Below are 15,256 nucleotides of genomic sequence, written 5' to 3'. Positions count from 1 at the left end.
GGCACGCTTTGCACTCTTGCAATGACAAGCCAGCCGCCCGCAGTTGCTGAATCAAGCGCATGCGTTGCAGGTCATGGTCAGTGTACAGTCGGTACCCGCTATTATTGCGCAGCCCCTTGATAAGTCAGATCTTTTCGTAATATAGCAGCGCGGTACGGGATAATTCTAATTGCTCTGCCAGCTCCGATATCCGATTCATTGCGTTTTTCCGGTGCGTTCTTTCTGCCATCTGATTTTGTGTACACTGTAAAGCTGTAGTCAGGTCAACAGTTGCGCAGACTTTTTTTACTTGCTCATCTGCTCTACAAAAGCATGTCAGGGGCAAAGGATACATGAGAAACAGAAGTGAAGAGCAAGGTAACGGTGGGGACTGTTGCAGTAAATAAATAATGGCCCTCCCTGTTGACAGACGTCTGGAAATATCTGACTAAAAAAGAAGACTCCGCTATATTGATTTGTAACTAGGCTGTGGAGATGCTTCCTGCTCTGTGCAGTCGCGCCTGTATGGAGTGTCCAGCCTGTGCTTGTGCTCTGCGGTGTCTCTGTACTTCCGTAGGGCGGGATGCCGTGACTCATCCCGCCCGCTGTCTTCATAAACTGCTATGTGCAGTTACATATAAGTATACGAGGAAACCGTGATGGGAACAGATGCTGATGATGCTACGAAAAAGCAGCAGGTTAAATTTGATCTGCGCACTCTTGTAGAACCGGACGGCAAGCAACCCCAACCAGCTGAACGCTCATGGCAGGGGCCATGTCCCTCGTTTATCTGCACTGAAGATGATCCGGCAGCCGACGCTGCGGAAGCGGCAGAGGAAACAGAGGAACCGGTCTACTATTCACTGACCGCCATGGTGCCGGATGCCCCCAACTTGCCACCTGTATTTAAAGCCTATGATATAACAGAGACAGGGCAGAACATGTGCCATGATCGTTCTGCAGACGTTACTCTTTCTCCTGAGTCAATCCGGCAGCTTGGCGCGATGGCCAGCTACGGGTGTTTTTCCGGCAACAATCCTGATAAAGATAAGTAGTCCATTTCTAAGCAGTTCAAACAGTCAGGCAACCGGTCCGTATTGATTTTCAGCTCCGCATATTGCGGAGCTTTTTGCTTGATGAAACTACGGGTACAAATAAGACGCCCTGCCGGCGGGAGACGACAGGGCGTAAAGAATATGGAAAGCCGCTAAGCTTACCAGATTGCTGCGTGTCGGATTAGAGGCTGTTCCGACTGGTGCCCTTGCCTTGCAGGGGGGGCTACCAAGGAAGTACACCCGCAACAATTATAGGCTGATACGTTTATCTGCTATTTGCTATTATATTTTTGTGAGTGATCACTTTGTGGCTGTGTCCGCATTTATTGTTTTCTTGTGTCGGGGCGTGTGATTACCGCCCGAAGGTTGCTGGCAGGCCCAGAGATGTCAGGGCGGCCCGACGGATATGCTGGTGTTCATGCACCAGTTGAAACACAATGTAATACTTTATAATATTGCGGACATATTCTATGGGTTGCTGCCCCACCGTGCGAGCAATACCCACTTCAAGATTATCCATCCAGACATCGGGATTAAGGCCCATTTCAGCGGTCTTTCGGCGGGCTTTACGCATGTTGCCCGGTCCGGCGTTGTACGCTGCAAATGAAAACAGCATCTTATCAAGGTATGAAATAGCATCACCAGAAAAGTATGTCTGGCGAAGGTGTGAAAGGTACTTTACTCCGGCATGGATGTTTTTATCCGGCGTGGATATGTCCGGCATATTCACAGGCTTGGCTGCCGCTGTTGAAGGCAGAAGCTGCATGATTCCGACAGCTCCTCGATTGCTGCGGGCGCTCTGGTTAAGCCTTGATTCCTGATATCCCTGTGCGGCTAGCAGAAGTGGCGCAAAGTCATACATTTCTCCGTACTTTTCAAACAGAGGCAGCGTTGCTTCCAGACTTTCCAGTTCATCCGAGCGGCCTGCATCGGCAACATAGGTTGTGCGGTCGTAATATTTCTGCTGCAACCATGCGTAGTCACCTGACCGCCTGTAGTATTTGATAAAGCTGTCACATACCGATTTCAGCTGTATACTTTCTTTGCGTACAACCCATGCCCGTGCTGCCGTATCCGTCAGAACTGCATTTTCTTCGATTTTTAAATTACTCAGCACAGTCGCCCAAAGCTGTGCCTTTTCGTAATCCACTGCTGCAAAAGCTATGGCTTCTCCGTCAACCAGTTCCATCAGGTCTTCCTGTGTCAGGCCGCCTTCTGCCTCGGTAACTTTAATCTCTTTCAAGCCTTGCTGTACGAGCTGGCGGGATACGTCTGCCGTAATTCCTGCAAGCGCGCTGCTTTTCAGTGCGTAGATGTGTTTGCCTGCAAGTTGTGAAACGCTTTCAAGCGCGGGGGCATCTTTAGAAGAAACAACGACTGCTTTGGCGGTCTGTGTCCATGTGGTCGTAAAGCGCATGTCCGGCGGGGCTTCAGCAGGCAGCGTGGCTTCAAAGCCGATAATATCGGCTTGTCCTTCACTCAGCATGCGCAGCATGTCGTCAGGGGCGGCCGGAATATAAAGAAAAGTAATCCGTTGTTCGCCCTTCAGGCCAAGCTTTTTATTAAGCCACTTCTGAAAAGCTCTCCCCGTGTCATATGCCAGACCGCGCTGCATGGCCCCGTCCAGAAAGAAGTCGGAACGGTTGTATGGCACAAGGACTCGAAGTACTTTACGTTGCTGAATTTCTTTCAGGTCGCCCGTAAACGGTCTGAAAATACCTTGTTCAAGCAGCTTGCGGCGTAGTTTTTTACCATTTTCTGTAACGGGCTCAGGCAGGACAGGTACTTCGGGGGCAGGCTCGGGACGTAACCAGAACCAGCTGGCTGTGGCAGCTATAACCAGCAGGCACAGAAAAGCGGCAATCCGTAAGAATCGAGTGCGTCTATCCAGAATAATTCCCCCCGAAGTTAATACCCAAAAGGCAATGATTAGGAACAGGAGATTTTCCGGTAATCTAGCGTTATTCAGAAGGTGTTGTCCAGCCAGCCTGATGAAGGCGGCCAAAACTGAACATATACGCGGTATATTTTTCTTGTGTTGCGGGTAGCTGCGTCGTTTGATCAGCCGCCAGACTGCATCGTTTTCTACCCAGTCATCTTCTTACGCCTGTGGGGCGTGTTCATATATTTGCACCAACGGCTTTGTTCCGCACGCTGCCCTTTTTGTTTTGTATCCCGCCCGACGAGCCGCTTTGCGTCAAGCGGTTTGCGGCATTGCTTTCAGGTGCGTCTTATCCTTCTCTCACCCCCTTGTGGCCCCTCTCGCCCGATTGCTCTGTGTAGTGTGCAGCCACGCGCTGCGGCACTGACCGTGGCAACGCCGTTGTTCGCTTTGTGACAGCGAAAAGCATTCATTATTTTTAACATTAAGGAGGCCATATGGGTGGAGGCGGAGGAATCGGCAAAGGCGCTTCCGTGCCATCGGCACCGGCCCCCCCTGAGCCGCCCATGCCTGTGGAGCGGGGCAATGCGAAAGCAGAGCGGGAAACCGCAGAACATGACCGCAAGGCGGCTCTGACAGCTCAGGGGGCAGGCTCGACATTGCTTACAGGTTCATTGGGCGACACATCTGCAGCGTATGTGCAGAGTAAAACGTTGCTGGGGCAGTAGCATGGGCACAACCACGTTGGAAGAAGCGCGCGAAGTTGCCGCGTTTATTGAATCAGAGCGCACGGGCTGGGAAAGCAGTTGGCGTGAGGTTGCAGACTATGTGCTCGGCTTTGACGGTGCATCTGGCGGAATCGGGGGGCAGCAGGATGGCGGGAGCCATCCGGCAAGCAGTCAGGGTGGCAAAACGGGCAGCCGCATCATTGATGCAACGGCCACACGGGCTTTGCGGGTACTGGCTGCGGGACTGCAAGGTGGGCTTACTCCTCCTGCAAGACCTTGGTTCAGGCTGAAGCTGGCCGACAAAGCTCTGATGGAATTCCCGCAGGTGCGTTACTGGCTGGGAGATGTGGAAGCGGAAATCTATCGGGCACTTGCCGGGTCGAACTTTTATCAGAGTTCACATGCGCTTTTTACAGAGCTTGCAGCCTACGGCAGTGCAGATTTGTACATGGAGTCTGATCCGGTACGCGTGATGCGCTTCAGCGTTTTGCCGCATATTGACTTTGCATGGGCGTGTGACGCGGCAGGAGCTGTAGATACCGTTGTCAGACGTTACAGGCTGACAGCTCGCCAGCTGGCCGAAAAGTACGGTGAAAGCAGGCTTACCCGAGCCACGCGCAGGCTGGTCAGCAAAGAACCGTATGGAAAAGTGGAACTTGTGCAGCTGGTGCGTCCTCGGGCCAGCCGGGACACGCGTAAGGCAGACAGCCGTAACATGCCGTTTGAGTCGCTGGTGTGGGAGGCGCAAGGCGCGCAGCAACTGCTTCATGAATCCGGCTATGCAGAGTTTCCGCACCTGTGCGCCCGTTGGGACGTTGGCGGCGGGCAGACGTACGGGCGCTCGCCTGTAATGGACGTGTTGCCTGATGTGAAGATGCTGCAGGAGATGGCACGTAGTCAGCTGTTGGCCGTGCATAAGGTTATCAACCCGCCGATGCGGGTGCCCACGGGGTTTAAGCAGCGGCTTAACCTGATTCCGGGTGCACAGAACTACGTTAATCCGGCCCAGCCGGATGCGCTTTCGCCGCTGTATCAGATCAGGCCGGATATTCAGGCTGTAACCTATAAGATTGAAGACGTCCGGCGCAGTATCCGCGAGGGGCTGTTTACCGAAATGTTCCTGCTTTTTGCCGGTGAGGCACGTTCGAACGTGACAGCGGCGGAAATTATGGAGCGCAGTCAGGAAAAGCTGCTTCTGCTGGGCCCCGTGGTGGAACGTCATCAGACAGATATTCTTGATCCGCTTATCGGTCGTGCGTTCGGGCTGCTGGCCCGTGCCGGAAGGTTGCCGGCAGCACCTGACGTGCTGGCAGGGCGCCAACTGAAAGTGGAGTACGTTTCTGCCCTTGCGCAGGCGCAGTTGCTCTCTGCCGCGCAGGGGGTACGTCAGCTTGCCGGTGATGTGGCAAGGTTTGCGGCTATGGCGCCGCAGGTGCTTGATAAGTTTGATTTTGAGCAGGCAGTGGATGAATTGGCATCCATTGTGGGCGCTCCGGCCCGCATTGTGCGCTCGGATGAAGATGTACAGCGCATCAGAGATGAACGCCTTCAGGCGGAGATAGCGGGCAGGCAACTGGCGTTGCTGGAAGAAGCAGGTCGGGAAGCCCGAAAAGAGGGGCGAAATGGAGCAGGGAGCGAGGCAGGCAGAAAAGCCGGTGAAAAGCTGGCGAAGCGCGTGGAACAGCCATGATGAATGAATATTCAGACGCACACTTTTCCGGCGGGGAGCATGACACGGTGTTACATGGCTTGCTTGGCATGGCCGACGGACAGCTGACTGACCTTATGGCATCGGAGTTTGCCCTTGCGCGGCAACAGGCGGCCCGTAGCGAAGCCCGTATGCTTGCCTATCTGGATGATCTTGCGGCTGTGCTGCGGATGCCATGCGGCAGCGGCTTGCGGGTAGTGCGCCATTGGCTGGATGCCGCATGCGCGTCAGAACGCATTTCAGGCAGGCCGGACATGCTGCCGTCTCTTGCAGCGCTGTTTGACTATGCGCGCGACCGGATGGCGGATGTAGCTCTGGCAGACCCTGCAAGCCATGTGCGTCTGCAACTGGAAGGCGCAAGGCTATGGGCCATGGCTCGTACAGAAAATACGCAACGCAATGCGGAAAAAACCGTGAATGCAGCTGCCGGTTAGCGGCAGTACGCGAACTATGCAGCAACAACAGCTGATTACGGGGGAAGCAATATGAAAAATATCTGGTCGTCGGGAAGGCGTGGCCAGCCCGAAGGAATCGCAAACGGCGTATCCGGCTTGCAGGGCGGTCATGCGACAGGCGAAAGGGGCACGGTTGAGGCACGGATAGTGACCGAGACGCCGGTGCGGAGCGTAGAACCAGCGCCGGCTGCAACTGTGCATGGCGGCACTGTCCATCGCAAAAATGCTGCGGGCGATACGGGGCAAACCGGCGCGGCTACACAGCACATAGCAGGAGCAGCCTCTGCACCCGCGCAGGCTGAAAGGGCAGGTAACGGTGATGACGCAGGTATGCGGCAACACGCCGCAGAAGCCGTTAATCAGGCACCCCAGCAGGTGGTGCGCACGGTGGAGGAATACACCATCACCCTGCCGGAACAGCTGCCTGTGAAAGATGAACTGTTGCAGGACTTCAAGGGCTTTTGCGCAGAGACAGGCCTTTCGCCGGAGCAGGCACAGCGTGCGGCGGACTTTTATGTGTCCAGACTGATGCAGGATCGCATCGGGTGCCGTGCAGATTGTGAACATGCTTTGCGTAACGGGGTGTTCGGCAATGCCTATGACGATCGGCTGGCTGGTGCGCGTCATGCGCTGACTTCGCTGGACGGACGCATGCAGGGCAGGCTGGCGCCCATGATCGAAGCGGGATGGGGCAACCATCCGGTGTTTGTGGAAATGATGGCCCATGTGGGGGAGATGCTGGGCGAGGATGCACTGGGGGCATCTTTGTCGGGCGGGGGCGGCGTTGGCCCGATGAGCACAGAAGACTTCCTGCGCCAGGAAGTTTTCAGAACACGTTAGGAGTGGGGAATGGGCAAAACTCTGAAAGAACTTGCCGGACTGTATGCCAAAAAGCAGCCGCGTCAGGTGGATGATCTTACCGAAGAAGCACCGGTATTGGGGATTATTCCCTTTGAAGAAGCCAGCCACGATTTGTGGAACATGTACGAGTCCGTAGACGACGTGCAGGGGGCAGGCTGGGTGCAGATGAATGCTCCGCTGCCTGCTGTGGATGTAACCGGCGAGTTGCGCAAGGTCGATCTGGCCATTCTGGGCGGCGAAATTGAATGCCCCGAAGATATGGCAAATATGTTCGGCGGGAAGGAAAAATACTTCTCGCGCAAACTGCCCAAGGTGATCCGCCGTTCCGGCATGTCTGCCGAGCATCGCATCATTTACGACAACTTCCGCGCATGGGCCGTGGACAACAAGCGTGTGACCAGCGCCGGTGCGGCAACCGATGATTGCTACAGCATTGTGGCGGTACGCTTTGTGCCCGGTGAAACCTGCGGCTTGTACAGTCCTCGTTGTTTCCGTCAGGGCGCGGTGCTGGATGCCCTGCCTGTGAATGGCGGCGAGCTGTATAAGGCCGCAAGCGGCGCGTATCAGGGCGTGCTTGTCTACGGTATGCGGCTGAAAGCGTACCTTGGCGTGCAGATTGCCAACAAGCACAGCGTGGCTGCCGTGGTTAACGCCAACGCTGCCAACGTACCCACTGCGGACATGATTGATGACCTGCTGGCAGATGTACGTGCCACACCCGGCAGCACCTATCTGTTCATGCATGAAAAGGCCAAGAACCTGCTGCAGCGCTACAAAGGCGGCGCATTGCAGGTGGACCCTGCCGGACGCGATATGGACAGACGCATCACGCATTGGAACGGCATTGAGATTGTAACTTCCTACAACTTTGACGACGGCACCGAAGCGGCTCTTGCCGTGTAAGTGACCTGTCTGCGAAGGCAGCCTGCCGCCGGAATGACTCAGTACGGCAGGTGCCTTCGCTTCAAACCAATTTGTACCTAATCCAGAGGGGGATTTGCCATGTACAACCATACGCTTCGTATCAACGGTGAGTTTCTTGCTTCGGCTCAGCAGATGCCTGCCAATACGCAGGTAACGGGTAATGGCGGCGTGTCGCGCGCAGGCTCTATGTGCGGCGCGGCAGAGGTGGTGGTGAAAGCCGTTGCGCCTGTGACACTTGCGGCAGGTAAAAGTTTTACTCTGCATCTTGAGCATGGAGACGCAGAAGACAGCCTTTCCGTAATGCCTGTGGCCTTTACCCGTCAGTATACCGATGGCCTGAATGCAACCGCAGGGGACATCATTGCCAGACTGCCTGTGCCCAGTGATGCCGGACGCTATGTGCGTGCGCTGCTGGGTACGGATGATGCCGCAGCCAGCGGTACTGTAGACGTCTTTATGGACTTTATTCCGCGCTAGGTTTCCGGGGGAAAGCTGGGGGGCGGTAACCGTAAGGCTGAAGCTTGAACCGCTTTAATTGTGCCCTGCAGGGGAGAGCGTTGCGGGCTGATAATTAAGAGGGGATGTCAGCCCCGACAGGCAGGGCCGTATGAGCGGTAGGTTGAACGGAATAGGCCGAGCGGGCAGGCGGGCTGCCGGATGTTTGCTGTAAGGTAAGGGGGACACCGGACAGCAAGGGGGGGCATCCGGCACGCCCGGACCGCCTGCAAAGCGGTTATGGTCACGGCTGTTGCGTGTAAGAGCCATCGGAAGGTGAGGCATATGCTGAATCAGCTTGAGGGCGGGCAGGCGGTTTTCGTTGACGGTACCAGACGTAACGGCTGCGGCGGTGAGGATTTCTTTTTGCAACTTGACTGTAGTGTTTCTGCCTTTCCAAGCCGTCAGCATATCAGTTCAACACCTGCTGCATTGCGGGCAGGGGAGGTGGGGGACAGGCAACATATACTGCGTACTGGCGTTACTACTTCAGGTTGCTTGACTAAAGGACTTACCCATAGACAGTCGGCCCGTGGGAAGCATGGCACCTTCAGACAGAGCGAAGGGGCGAATGCAAGCAGTCGGCAACAACTGCCGGATAAACAATGGCAGTTGTCGTTGTTGCGGGCCCAGTGTGCGGTTTTGCTACTTGATTTGTATGGTCGCAAAGGATGCGGGGAAGATGCCCGACGAAGCTGCCGGTAGAGGTGGTTATGTTGCTGTCAGGAGCATTCTGTAACGCGCGCTGTCAGGCTGTGCATTCGTCAGCAATTCCGGTGCAGCGGAGGATAAAATCCCTTATCCGGATGCGCTACGGATTCTATGCGTTCTGTCGCTACCTGTGTCCCTTTCTTTACGCTGGCGCCGTGGGATTTCTCAGTCCGCACTTTATCTTTCCCTGATCTTTTCCCGGCTCATGGCGGACAGTTGTCTGCCTTAATCCTTTGGTTCTATTCCAGAAACTATGTGAACAAATACATATGCCTTTGCCGCGGCGGGGCAATAAAGGAAGTTGTATGGCCTCTGACGTAAGCATTTGCAATAAAGCACTCCGGTATATCGGGGCAGAAGAAATTGCTTCTTTGAGTCAGGAATCGCGCAGTGCACGGTTGTGTGCTCAGTATTATCCCGAACTGCGCGATGAACTGCTGGAAGCCCATCATTGGAATTTTGCGACACGGTATGCCGTGCTGCCACAACTGGCTGTTACGCCTCCTTTCGGGTTTCGTTATGCCTACAAGCTGCCGCAGGATTGCCTGCGTGTGCGGCGCGTGCTTGAGGCTGGCACCGGTGTAACGTCCGGCCTGACTCCGGAGGCGGAAGGCGCTGCCCGTACTTTTGAGGTTGTTCAGGGCGGCGTTTTGTATACAGACGCCATGCCCGCCCGCGTTGTGATGACTGTGCGTGTGACGGAGGCAACTTGCTTTCCCGCCTTGTTTGCAGAGGCTCTGGCACGAAAGCTGGCTGCCGATATCGTGGTGGCAGCGACAGGCAGCGCAAAACTGTTTTCAGGTCTGCACGAGCTGGCAGGCCGCGCTTTTGAAGCCGCTCAGGTGGCTGATGCCGGAGAAGGTCATGCCGATCCGCAGGAGTATCAGGGCTGGTTGCAGGCGAGGTGGGCATGAGTCGTATCACTCTGACACGCAACAGTTTTAATGGCGGGGAGCTGTCTCCGCTGCTTTCTGCACGGGTCGATCAGCAGCGGTATTCATCCGGCTGCAAGACGCTGCGAAATATGACTGTGTATCCGCACGGGGCAGCCATGCGCAGGCCTGGCATGCGCCACCTTGGCATGGGGCTGCAAGCGTCCGGAGCTAGTGCAGGCGGTATCCGCCTTATCCCTTTTGTGTTCAGTCAGGAACAGGCCTACGTGCTGGAGCTTGGCGAAGGTTCCATGCGTATTTGGAAAGATGACGGGCTGGTGCTGGACGAGAATGGGAAACCCGTGACCGTAGAAACTCCGTGGCGCGGAGAGGCATTACAATCGCTCCAGTACTGCCAGTCTGCTGATGTCATGTATCTGGTATGCAGACAGGCGGCTCCCCGTAAACTGGCCCGCTATGCGCACGCAGACTGGCGACTTTCCGGACTCACCTTCGGCGCGGGCATTCCTGCACCGCAAGGGCTTACTGCCAGTGCAACCGGCACGGCGGAAAGACAATATCGCTATGTAGTTACCGCCGTGGCAAAAGAAGGAGGTGAAGAAGGGCTTCCTTCAGAGGTTGTCACTGTTACCGGCGCAAGCTCATTGAATGTGCGGGATCTGGTGCGTCTGCGCTGGCAGCCTGTGGATGGTGCAGAGACATACAACATCTACAAAAGTGTGTCCGGCAGCGACAGCTTTGGCTACATCGGCAAGTCAGGCGCAGGCGAAGTCTTTGAAGACCGCGGGGCAGACCCTGATTTCGGGCAGGGGCCGCCCAAATTCTGCAATCCTTTTGAAAAAGAGGGACAGTGGCCCGCGTGCGTGCAGTTTTACCAGCAGCGGCTGTGCTTTGCCGGTTCGGACGAAAAACCCCAGACAATCTGGTGCAGCCAGTCTGCCAACTACGAAAGCATGAACGTATCCAGCCCGTTGCGCGATGATGATGCCGTAACGGTGACCATTGCGGCAGACAGGGTAAACCGCATCCGCTGGATGATGCCCGCCAGACGCCTGCTGGTGGGAACGGCGGGGGGCGAATGGCAGCTTTCCGGTTCCGGTGACAGGCCGCTTACGCCTGTGGATGTGCAGTTGCGGCGGGATACCATGCACGGCTCCGCCGACCTGATGCCGCTGGTCATCGGGCAAAGCATTCTGTTTGTGCAGCGCGACGGTCGCTCTGTCAGAGAGTTCCGGTATTCGCTGGAATCTGACGGCTATGATGCTGCAGACATGACCATTCTGGCAGAGCACATCATGCGCGGGCACCGGATCGTTTCATGGTGCTATCAGCAGTCGCCTGCTTCTGTTGTGTGGTGCGCATTGTCTGACGGAACTCTGGCGGCCATGACCTTTCTGCGCGAGCATGAAGTGGTCGGCTGGCATAGGCACGAGACTGACGGCGTTGTGGAAGCCGTTACCTGTATTCCCGGCGCATCAGGTGACGAGGTGTGGCTTTCTGTGTGCAGAACCCGCGTATGCACCCTGCCGGACGGGACTCACGGCGAAGAAACTATCCGCAGCATTGAGCGGCTTGAAGCTGTCATGCGGGGGGCTGATGCCGCCGAAGCGTTTTTTGTGGACTCCGGCCTCAGCCGTGAAGGTGAGCCGGTGACCACGGTGGGGGGGCTTGACCATCTTGAAGGACGTACTGTGCAGATACTCTGCGACGGATGGGTGCATCCTCCGCGTATAGTGCAGAACGGGTGTATTCTGCTTGATACTCCTGCCAGCCGGATTCATGCGGGACTGGGTTACGTAAGCGAACTGGTTCCCACTGCATTTGAAACCATGACGGGCGATGGTTCCAGTCAGGGCAGGACGCGGCGGGTGTCTCGTGTGCGTGTTGCGCTGCATGAATCAATGGGACTGAAGGCAGGAACGGAGGGTACGCCGCTGTCTGAAGTGTTGTTCCGTATGGCATCTGACAAGGCGGGACAGGCGTTACCGCTTTTCAGCGGTGAGCGGGATATCGCTGTGGAAAGTCGCCATAACGGCCAGACACATGTGGTGCTGCGGCAGGAAGACCCGCTCCCGTTAACCGTTTTGTCCATTACTGCACAGCTGGAGTTTGGCGAATGGTAACGGCGAGCACAAAAAATTGCCTCCAACGCCGGAATCTGCTGCTGGATGGCGGGCTGGTGATACGTCGTGCAAGGCCACACCATATTCGTCATGTGGCAACACAGTTGCGCCCTTCTGACTGTTACGAGGCAACAGCTATGACAGGGCTGAAAGCAGCCGATGCAGTGTATGAAAGCGTGCGGCAGAGCGATCATGTATGGGCAGTGTTGTTGCCGGAGAAGGCTTCGTTGCAAGGTGGTAGATTACATAGTGCTACTTCGGGGCAGAGCTCGAGCAGTACCGGAGTGCGCACTAAAATACAGGGCAGATTCCGACAGCGTCAGGGTTCTGTATTGGAACGGCAAAAGCCTCAGGATTGTTCGAGCCATACCTTGGACTTTGAGGATGAGTCCCCCCGCGGAGGCTTGCGGTACTCTGCATTTTCTTGCGGGCATGGTTCAGCCGGAATAAAGGCTGTATTGTGCGGCAAGCCTGTGGCGTTATTCGGTGTGGCTGGAGTCAATCTGCCTGCGGGGAGCCTGAATGGCTGCGGCGGAAAGGCTTGTATGGCCGGCATGCCGTGGTTTGTGGCAACGCCGGATGTGACTGGCTGTTCGCGCCGGTTGTTACGCCTTGCCGGAGGTTGGCTGGAAGCGTTTCACGGCCAGTATCCGCTGCTGGTGAACGCAGTGCATCGCAATAATGTTGTTTCACAACGCTGGCTACGCAAGGTGGGGTTTGAGTTGTATCCGGCGGATGGTGTCGGAGTTTTGCCTGACGGTAAATGGCTGGTTTTTGCACGTCATAATTAGGGGGACATATGTGTGTTGTGGAAGGTGCGTTGGGAGCTGCTTTGGTGGGAAGTACGTTGTTTAGCGGCAAAGGGGCTGATGGCAGTTATTACAAGCATCAGCAGGGAGTGCTGGAAGAGCGCGCACGTAACGAAGAAGAGCAGGCGGTGCGTCAAGCTGATCAGATCAGGCGCAAGGGGCAGGTGCATCAAGGCGGTACCCGTGCTCTGCTGGCGGCGCAGGGTGTGCGTGTTGACCAAGGCAGCGCCCTAGATTTGCTGCTGAATGATGAAGCGTTGTTTGAAGATCAGGCTCAGGAAGCATTGTATCAGGGAAAAGAGCGTGCATGGAATTATCGTACGCAGGCATACGGGCAATCGCTGCGTTACCAGCCGCAAGAGTTTGATTACCTTGGGACTGTGAAGAAAGTGGGCTCGCTGCTGGGCAAGGTCGGGGCATATGCCGGGTCTTAATGTTGATATTTCCATGACGCAGGCCGGTGGAAAGCCTCGGGCACAAACTGCAATTGGGGCAGCAGGGGCTGGAACATCATTATCAGGCCGTAAAGCCTATGGACGGATGACTGTAGTGCCGGAGGCCTTACAGCAAATTTCAGGGGAAATGGTCGATCTGAAAAATGCTGGAATCATTGGGAAGGCGTCTGCAAAAAATGGAGCTGTAAGTTCTGAAAGAGCGGATGCCGACAGATATGCCTTACAACTTTTTGAAACTGTGACTGAATCGGAGCAGGCGCTGCGGGGGGCTTTGGGGCAAGACTCGGTACCAGAAAACGGTGCGCTGCGCCGTGTAGTCGAGGAAGCCCGGGGTAGGCTGCCGGCCTCATTGCATACAGCCTATGACGAGTTAATGTATCCGGCTGCAGAAGGCTATCTGAGGGGGGCAAAGGCTGCGCGTCGCCATGTCTATGAACAGAAGGTGGCGAATACAGTGCAAAAACGCCTGAAAGGCCTTTCTGAAGATATGCGTACTCTGGCAGCCAATGGCAGGAAGACGGACGATGTTTTACTGTTGAACACTGCTTTAGCCCAAAAGGCAGAGCAGGCGGCACAGACCGTGCGCACAGGCGGGGCGCTGCTTGGGCAACGTTCTGATGCAATCGAGAGTGCTGTGCAGCAGGAAACTACCCGCCTTTGTACCGAGGCCGCAAGGATTCTGGCTTTCGGGACAGACACGCATGCCTCTGTGGCTTCTGCCGATGCCATTGGGCTGGAACGTGCGCGTAGCTGGTTGGCGCACAGCTCCAAGCTGATGGCAGAAGGTCGCTCCTCTGGAGATGTGAAGAAAGTCATGTCAGGCAACGAGTGGCCGGAAGGCAAGCAGGGTAAACAACCAGAGCAGCCTTCGAGGACAAAGCTGGCAGAAAGGAACGAGCAGGGTAACGCAGCTTCTGCGGACAAGGCGCGAACAGGTAAGTATGAGGGGGCTTTTAAGCCGCTGCTGGAAAGTCTTGCCGCAGAGTTTGCTCAGGCAGAGCGCATCATCAAAGCTCGTGAACTTGCTACGCAAATGCTGGAGCAGGGCGATGCTATAGACTCAACGTTGCCTGCTGCACATGCCGGTTCGCATGCAGGCAGTCGGAGGATAACCGGAATTACCTCCGGCAAGGACTCCGTAGCGGAAAATATGTTTGGAGTCAGTGTTGACGGTGCAGCAGGGAGCGAAACTGAAATCCACAATCTGGCACGTCAGATGGCTGCAGATATGTGGGGACACCATAAGCGGCAAATGGCTGCCGAGCGTGATGTGCAGGCAGAAGTTGCGTGGGCTGCTTTTAACGCTGCTCCGGATGCTGCCTCCCGCCGTGCTGTTGCGGCAGGCAGTCCGGCACAGATGAAGGAAGTACTCTCGCAGGCTGCTGATTCCGTGGCAGAGCACGGCAGTCTGCAGACTGATTGGGATACTTTTTACAATACGCGGCTTGCTCTTACCGCCGATACAGATATCTGGGCCTTACGCCATAAATTGGCAGACACAGAGTTTGCTGTGCTGCAGGCAGAACGGCAGGCATTGGCAGACGGGCATGAACCGGCAGGACGCAGGCGGCTTATGGTGGCCATGGATGCAGCAGGCGTGACTGCGGAACAGGGGAGAAATCAACACCCCACAGGGCTGGGCAGGCAACTGCACATGCTGGAAGAAGACATGCGGCAAGATAGTGACGTTTCATATGCGCAGGCGGCGCGAATGGGGCGCGAGTTTTTGACATCAGTTGCCGATGCCCGAGCCGGAACAGAGATAATCCGCGGGAATAGTTATGGGGCTGTTGTTTCCCCGTTTTCAGAGCAGCAAGCCTCCAAAGGCGGGCTGAACGGCGAGAGCCGGTCTTATATGCGGGAAGCATCCTCCGCAACCGGAGCGCTCCGAGTCGCAGCACAAACAGATGCGAGCTTTGCTGAACCACTCACTAATTCAGTAGATTATCGTATCGGCGTGTCAGAGCCGTATGTTGCTCCGCGTCCGGTTGACAATTACGGCATTCAAAGCGCCTTGAACTCAAATTCAAATTCTAAAGCGGCGTATGCGTTATCTAAAAAGCATGCTGCTGGTCGTGATTTTCTTAAAGGGACATTTTTTGGATAAACATGAACAGGTACACTGGTCTTGTCTTTTATTTCAGTGTGTTGCTGAGAAGGTAAAAAGACGGGCAGGAG

At 55.7% G+C, this 15,256-nt stretch carries 14 protein-coding genes and 1 pseudogene; 12 read left to right on the top strand and 3 right to left on the bottom strand.

Annotated features, from left to right (window positions below):
• Positions 1 to 4: 4 nt before the first annotated feature.
• Positions 5 to 112 (bottom strand): annotated as a pseudogene (locus tag ACK5LI_RS05795) (MerR family transcriptional regulator); the annotation flags it as partial.
• A gap of 526 nt (positions 113 to 638) precedes the next feature.
• Here ACK5LI_RS05795 and ACK5LI_RS05790 point away from each other — a divergent pair.
• Positions 639 to 1,034 (top strand): hypothetical protein, encoded by a 396-nt coding sequence (locus tag ACK5LI_RS05790; RefSeq protein WP_416947127.1) that lies wholly within the window; start codon positions 639 to 641, stop codon positions 1,032 to 1,034.
• 352 nt (positions 1,035 to 1,386) lie between these two features.
• Here ACK5LI_RS05790 and ACK5LI_RS05785 read toward each other — a convergent pair whose 3' ends face one another.
• On the bottom strand, positions 1,387 to 3,039 hold the full coding sequence (locus tag ACK5LI_RS05785; RefSeq protein WP_416947125.1) for a transglycosylase SLT domain-containing protein: 1,653 nt from the start codon (positions 3,037 to 3,039) through the stop codon (positions 1,387 to 1,389).
• 374 nt (positions 3,040 to 3,413) lie between these two features.
• Between ACK5LI_RS05785 and ACK5LI_RS05780 the strand changes: the two genes are divergently transcribed.
• From ACK5LI_RS05780 to ACK5LI_RS05755, 6 genes are all read left to right on the top strand, one after another.
• Entirely contained in the window at positions 3,414 to 3,644 is a 231-nt protein-coding gene (locus tag ACK5LI_RS05780) for a hypothetical protein (RefSeq protein ID WP_416947123.1), read from the top strand.
• 1 nt (position 3,645) lies between these two features.
• Positions 3,646 to 5,334 carry a portal protein gene (locus ACK5LI_RS05775; RefSeq protein ID WP_416947121.1) on the top strand — a complete coding sequence of 563 codons (1,689 nt, stop codon included), beginning with the start codon at positions 3,646 to 3,648 and terminating at the stop codon, positions 5,332 to 5,334.
• Entirely contained in the window at positions 5,331 to 5,786 is a 456-nt protein-coding gene (locus ACK5LI_RS05770; protein WP_416947119.1) for a hypothetical protein, read from the top strand. Before ACK5LI_RS05775 ends, ACK5LI_RS05770 begins: the two co-directional genes overlap by 4 nt.
• Before the next feature lie 51 nt (positions 5,787 to 5,837).
• Positions 5,838 to 6,647, top strand: coding sequence for a hypothetical protein (locus ACK5LI_RS05765; protein ID WP_416947117.1), 810 nt, complete (start codon positions 5,838 to 5,840; stop codon positions 6,645 to 6,647).
• A gap of 9 nt (positions 6,648 to 6,656) precedes the next feature.
• A complete protein-coding gene (locus ACK5LI_RS05760; RefSeq protein ID WP_416947115.1) occupies positions 6,657 to 7,571 on the top strand; it encodes a major capsid protein in 915 nt (304 codons plus the stop codon).
• Positions 7,572 to 7,670: 99 nt separating this feature from the next.
• The gene (locus tag ACK5LI_RS05755; RefSeq protein ID WP_416947113.1) at positions 7,671 to 8,069 is read left to right on the top strand and encodes a hypothetical protein; all 399 of its coding nucleotides are present in this window, start codon (positions 7,671 to 7,673) and stop codon (positions 8,067 to 8,069) included.
• Positions 8,070 to 8,123: 54 nt separating this feature from the next.
• On the opposite strand, the gene ACK5LI_RS05750 is transcribed toward ACK5LI_RS05755, so the two are convergent.
• The gene (locus tag ACK5LI_RS05750; RefSeq protein WP_416947111.1) at positions 8,124 to 8,498 is read right to left on the bottom strand and encodes a hypothetical protein; all 375 of its coding nucleotides are present in this window, start codon (positions 8,496 to 8,498) and stop codon (positions 8,124 to 8,126) included.
• 605 nt (positions 8,499 to 9,103) lie between these two features.
• Between ACK5LI_RS05750 and ACK5LI_RS05745 the strand changes: the two genes are divergently transcribed.
• Genes ACK5LI_RS05745 through ACK5LI_RS05725 form a run of 5 tightly spaced genes read left to right on the top strand, consistent with a single transcriptional unit; the run spans position 9,104 to position 15,185 of the window.
• Positions 9,104 to 9,712, top strand: a complete 609-nt coding sequence (locus ACK5LI_RS05745) for a hypothetical protein (protein ID WP_416947109.1) — start codon at positions 9,104 to 9,106, stop codon at positions 9,710 to 9,712.
• Complete coding sequence (locus tag ACK5LI_RS05740; RefSeq protein WP_416947108.1) at positions 9,709 to 11,814, top strand: hypothetical protein; 2,106 nt, start codon at positions 9,709 to 9,711, stop codon at positions 11,812 to 11,814. Before ACK5LI_RS05745 ends, ACK5LI_RS05740 begins: the two co-directional genes overlap by 4 nt.
• A complete protein-coding gene (locus ACK5LI_RS05735) occupies positions 11,808 to 12,605 on the top strand; it encodes a hypothetical protein (protein WP_416947106.1) in 798 nt (265 codons plus the stop codon). Before ACK5LI_RS05740 ends, ACK5LI_RS05735 begins: the two co-directional genes overlap by 7 nt.
• An 8-nt stretch (positions 12,606 to 12,613) precedes the next feature.
• The gene (locus tag ACK5LI_RS05730; RefSeq protein WP_416947104.1) at positions 12,614 to 13,057 is read left to right on the top strand and encodes a hypothetical protein; all 444 of its coding nucleotides are present in this window, start codon (positions 12,614 to 12,616) and stop codon (positions 13,055 to 13,057) included.
• Positions 13,044 to 15,185 carry a hypothetical protein gene (locus ACK5LI_RS05725; RefSeq protein WP_416947102.1) on the top strand — a complete coding sequence of 714 codons (2,142 nt, stop codon included), beginning with the start codon at positions 13,044 to 13,046 and terminating at the stop codon, positions 15,183 to 15,185. The genes ACK5LI_RS05730 and ACK5LI_RS05725 overlap by 14 nt, the downstream gene beginning before the upstream one ends.
• Positions 15,186 to 15,256 lie beyond the last annotated feature (71 nt).

It is taken from the genome of Oleidesulfovibrio sp., assembly GCF_047973035.1.
Taxonomy (GTDB): domain Bacteria; phylum Desulfobacterota; class Desulfovibrionia; order Desulfovibrionales; family Desulfovibrionaceae; genus Oleidesulfovibrio.
The sequence above is the reverse complement of the archived record's forward strand: the minus strand, read 5'-3'. Positions and strand labels throughout refer to the sequence as shown.

Coding starts and splice junctions, on each gene's coding strand:
- ACK5LI_RS05740 (WP_416947108.1), top strand. CDS start 9,709: ATGAGTCGTATCACTCTGACACGCAACAGTTTTAATGGCGGGGAGCTG.
- ACK5LI_RS05760 (WP_416947115.1), top strand. CDS start 6,657: ATGGGCAAAACTCTGAAAGAACTTGCCGGACTGTATGCCAAAAAGCAG.
- ACK5LI_RS05755 (WP_416947113.1), top strand. CDS start 7,671: ATGTACAACCATACGCTTCGTATCAACGGTGAGTTTCTTGCTTCGGCT.
- ACK5LI_RS05780 (WP_416947123.1), top strand. CDS start 3,414: ATGGGTGGAGGCGGAGGAATCGGCAAAGGCGCTTCCGTGCCATCGGCA.
- ACK5LI_RS05730 (WP_416947104.1), top strand. CDS start 12,614: ATGTGTGTTGTGGAAGGTGCGTTGGGAGCTGCTTTGGTGGGAAGTACG.
- ACK5LI_RS05735 (WP_416947106.1), top strand. CDS start 11,808: ATGGTAACGGCGAGCACAAAAAATTGCCTCCAACGCCGGAATCTGCTG.
- ACK5LI_RS05745 (WP_416947109.1), top strand. CDS start 9,104: ATGGCCTCTGACGTAAGCATTTGCAATAAAGCACTCCGGTATATCGGG.
- ACK5LI_RS05725 (WP_416947102.1), top strand. CDS start 13,044: ATGCCGGGTCTTAATGTTGATATTTCCATGACGCAGGCCGGTGGAAAG.
- ACK5LI_RS05775 (WP_416947121.1), top strand. CDS start 3,646: ATGGGCACAACCACGTTGGAAGAAGCGCGCGAAGTTGCCGCGTTTATT.
- ACK5LI_RS05770 (WP_416947119.1), top strand. CDS start 5,331: ATGATGAATGAATATTCAGACGCACACTTTTCCGGCGGGGAGCATGAC.
- ACK5LI_RS05790 (WP_416947127.1), top strand. CDS start 639: ATGGGAACAGATGCTGATGATGCTACGAAAAAGCAGCAGGTTAAATTT.
- ACK5LI_RS05750 (WP_416947111.1), bottom strand. CDS start 8,498: ATGCTGACGGCTTGGAAAGGCAGAAACACTACAGTCAAGTTGCAAAAA.
- ACK5LI_RS05765 (WP_416947117.1), top strand. CDS start 5,838: ATGAAAAATATCTGGTCGTCGGGAAGGCGTGGCCAGCCCGAAGGAATC.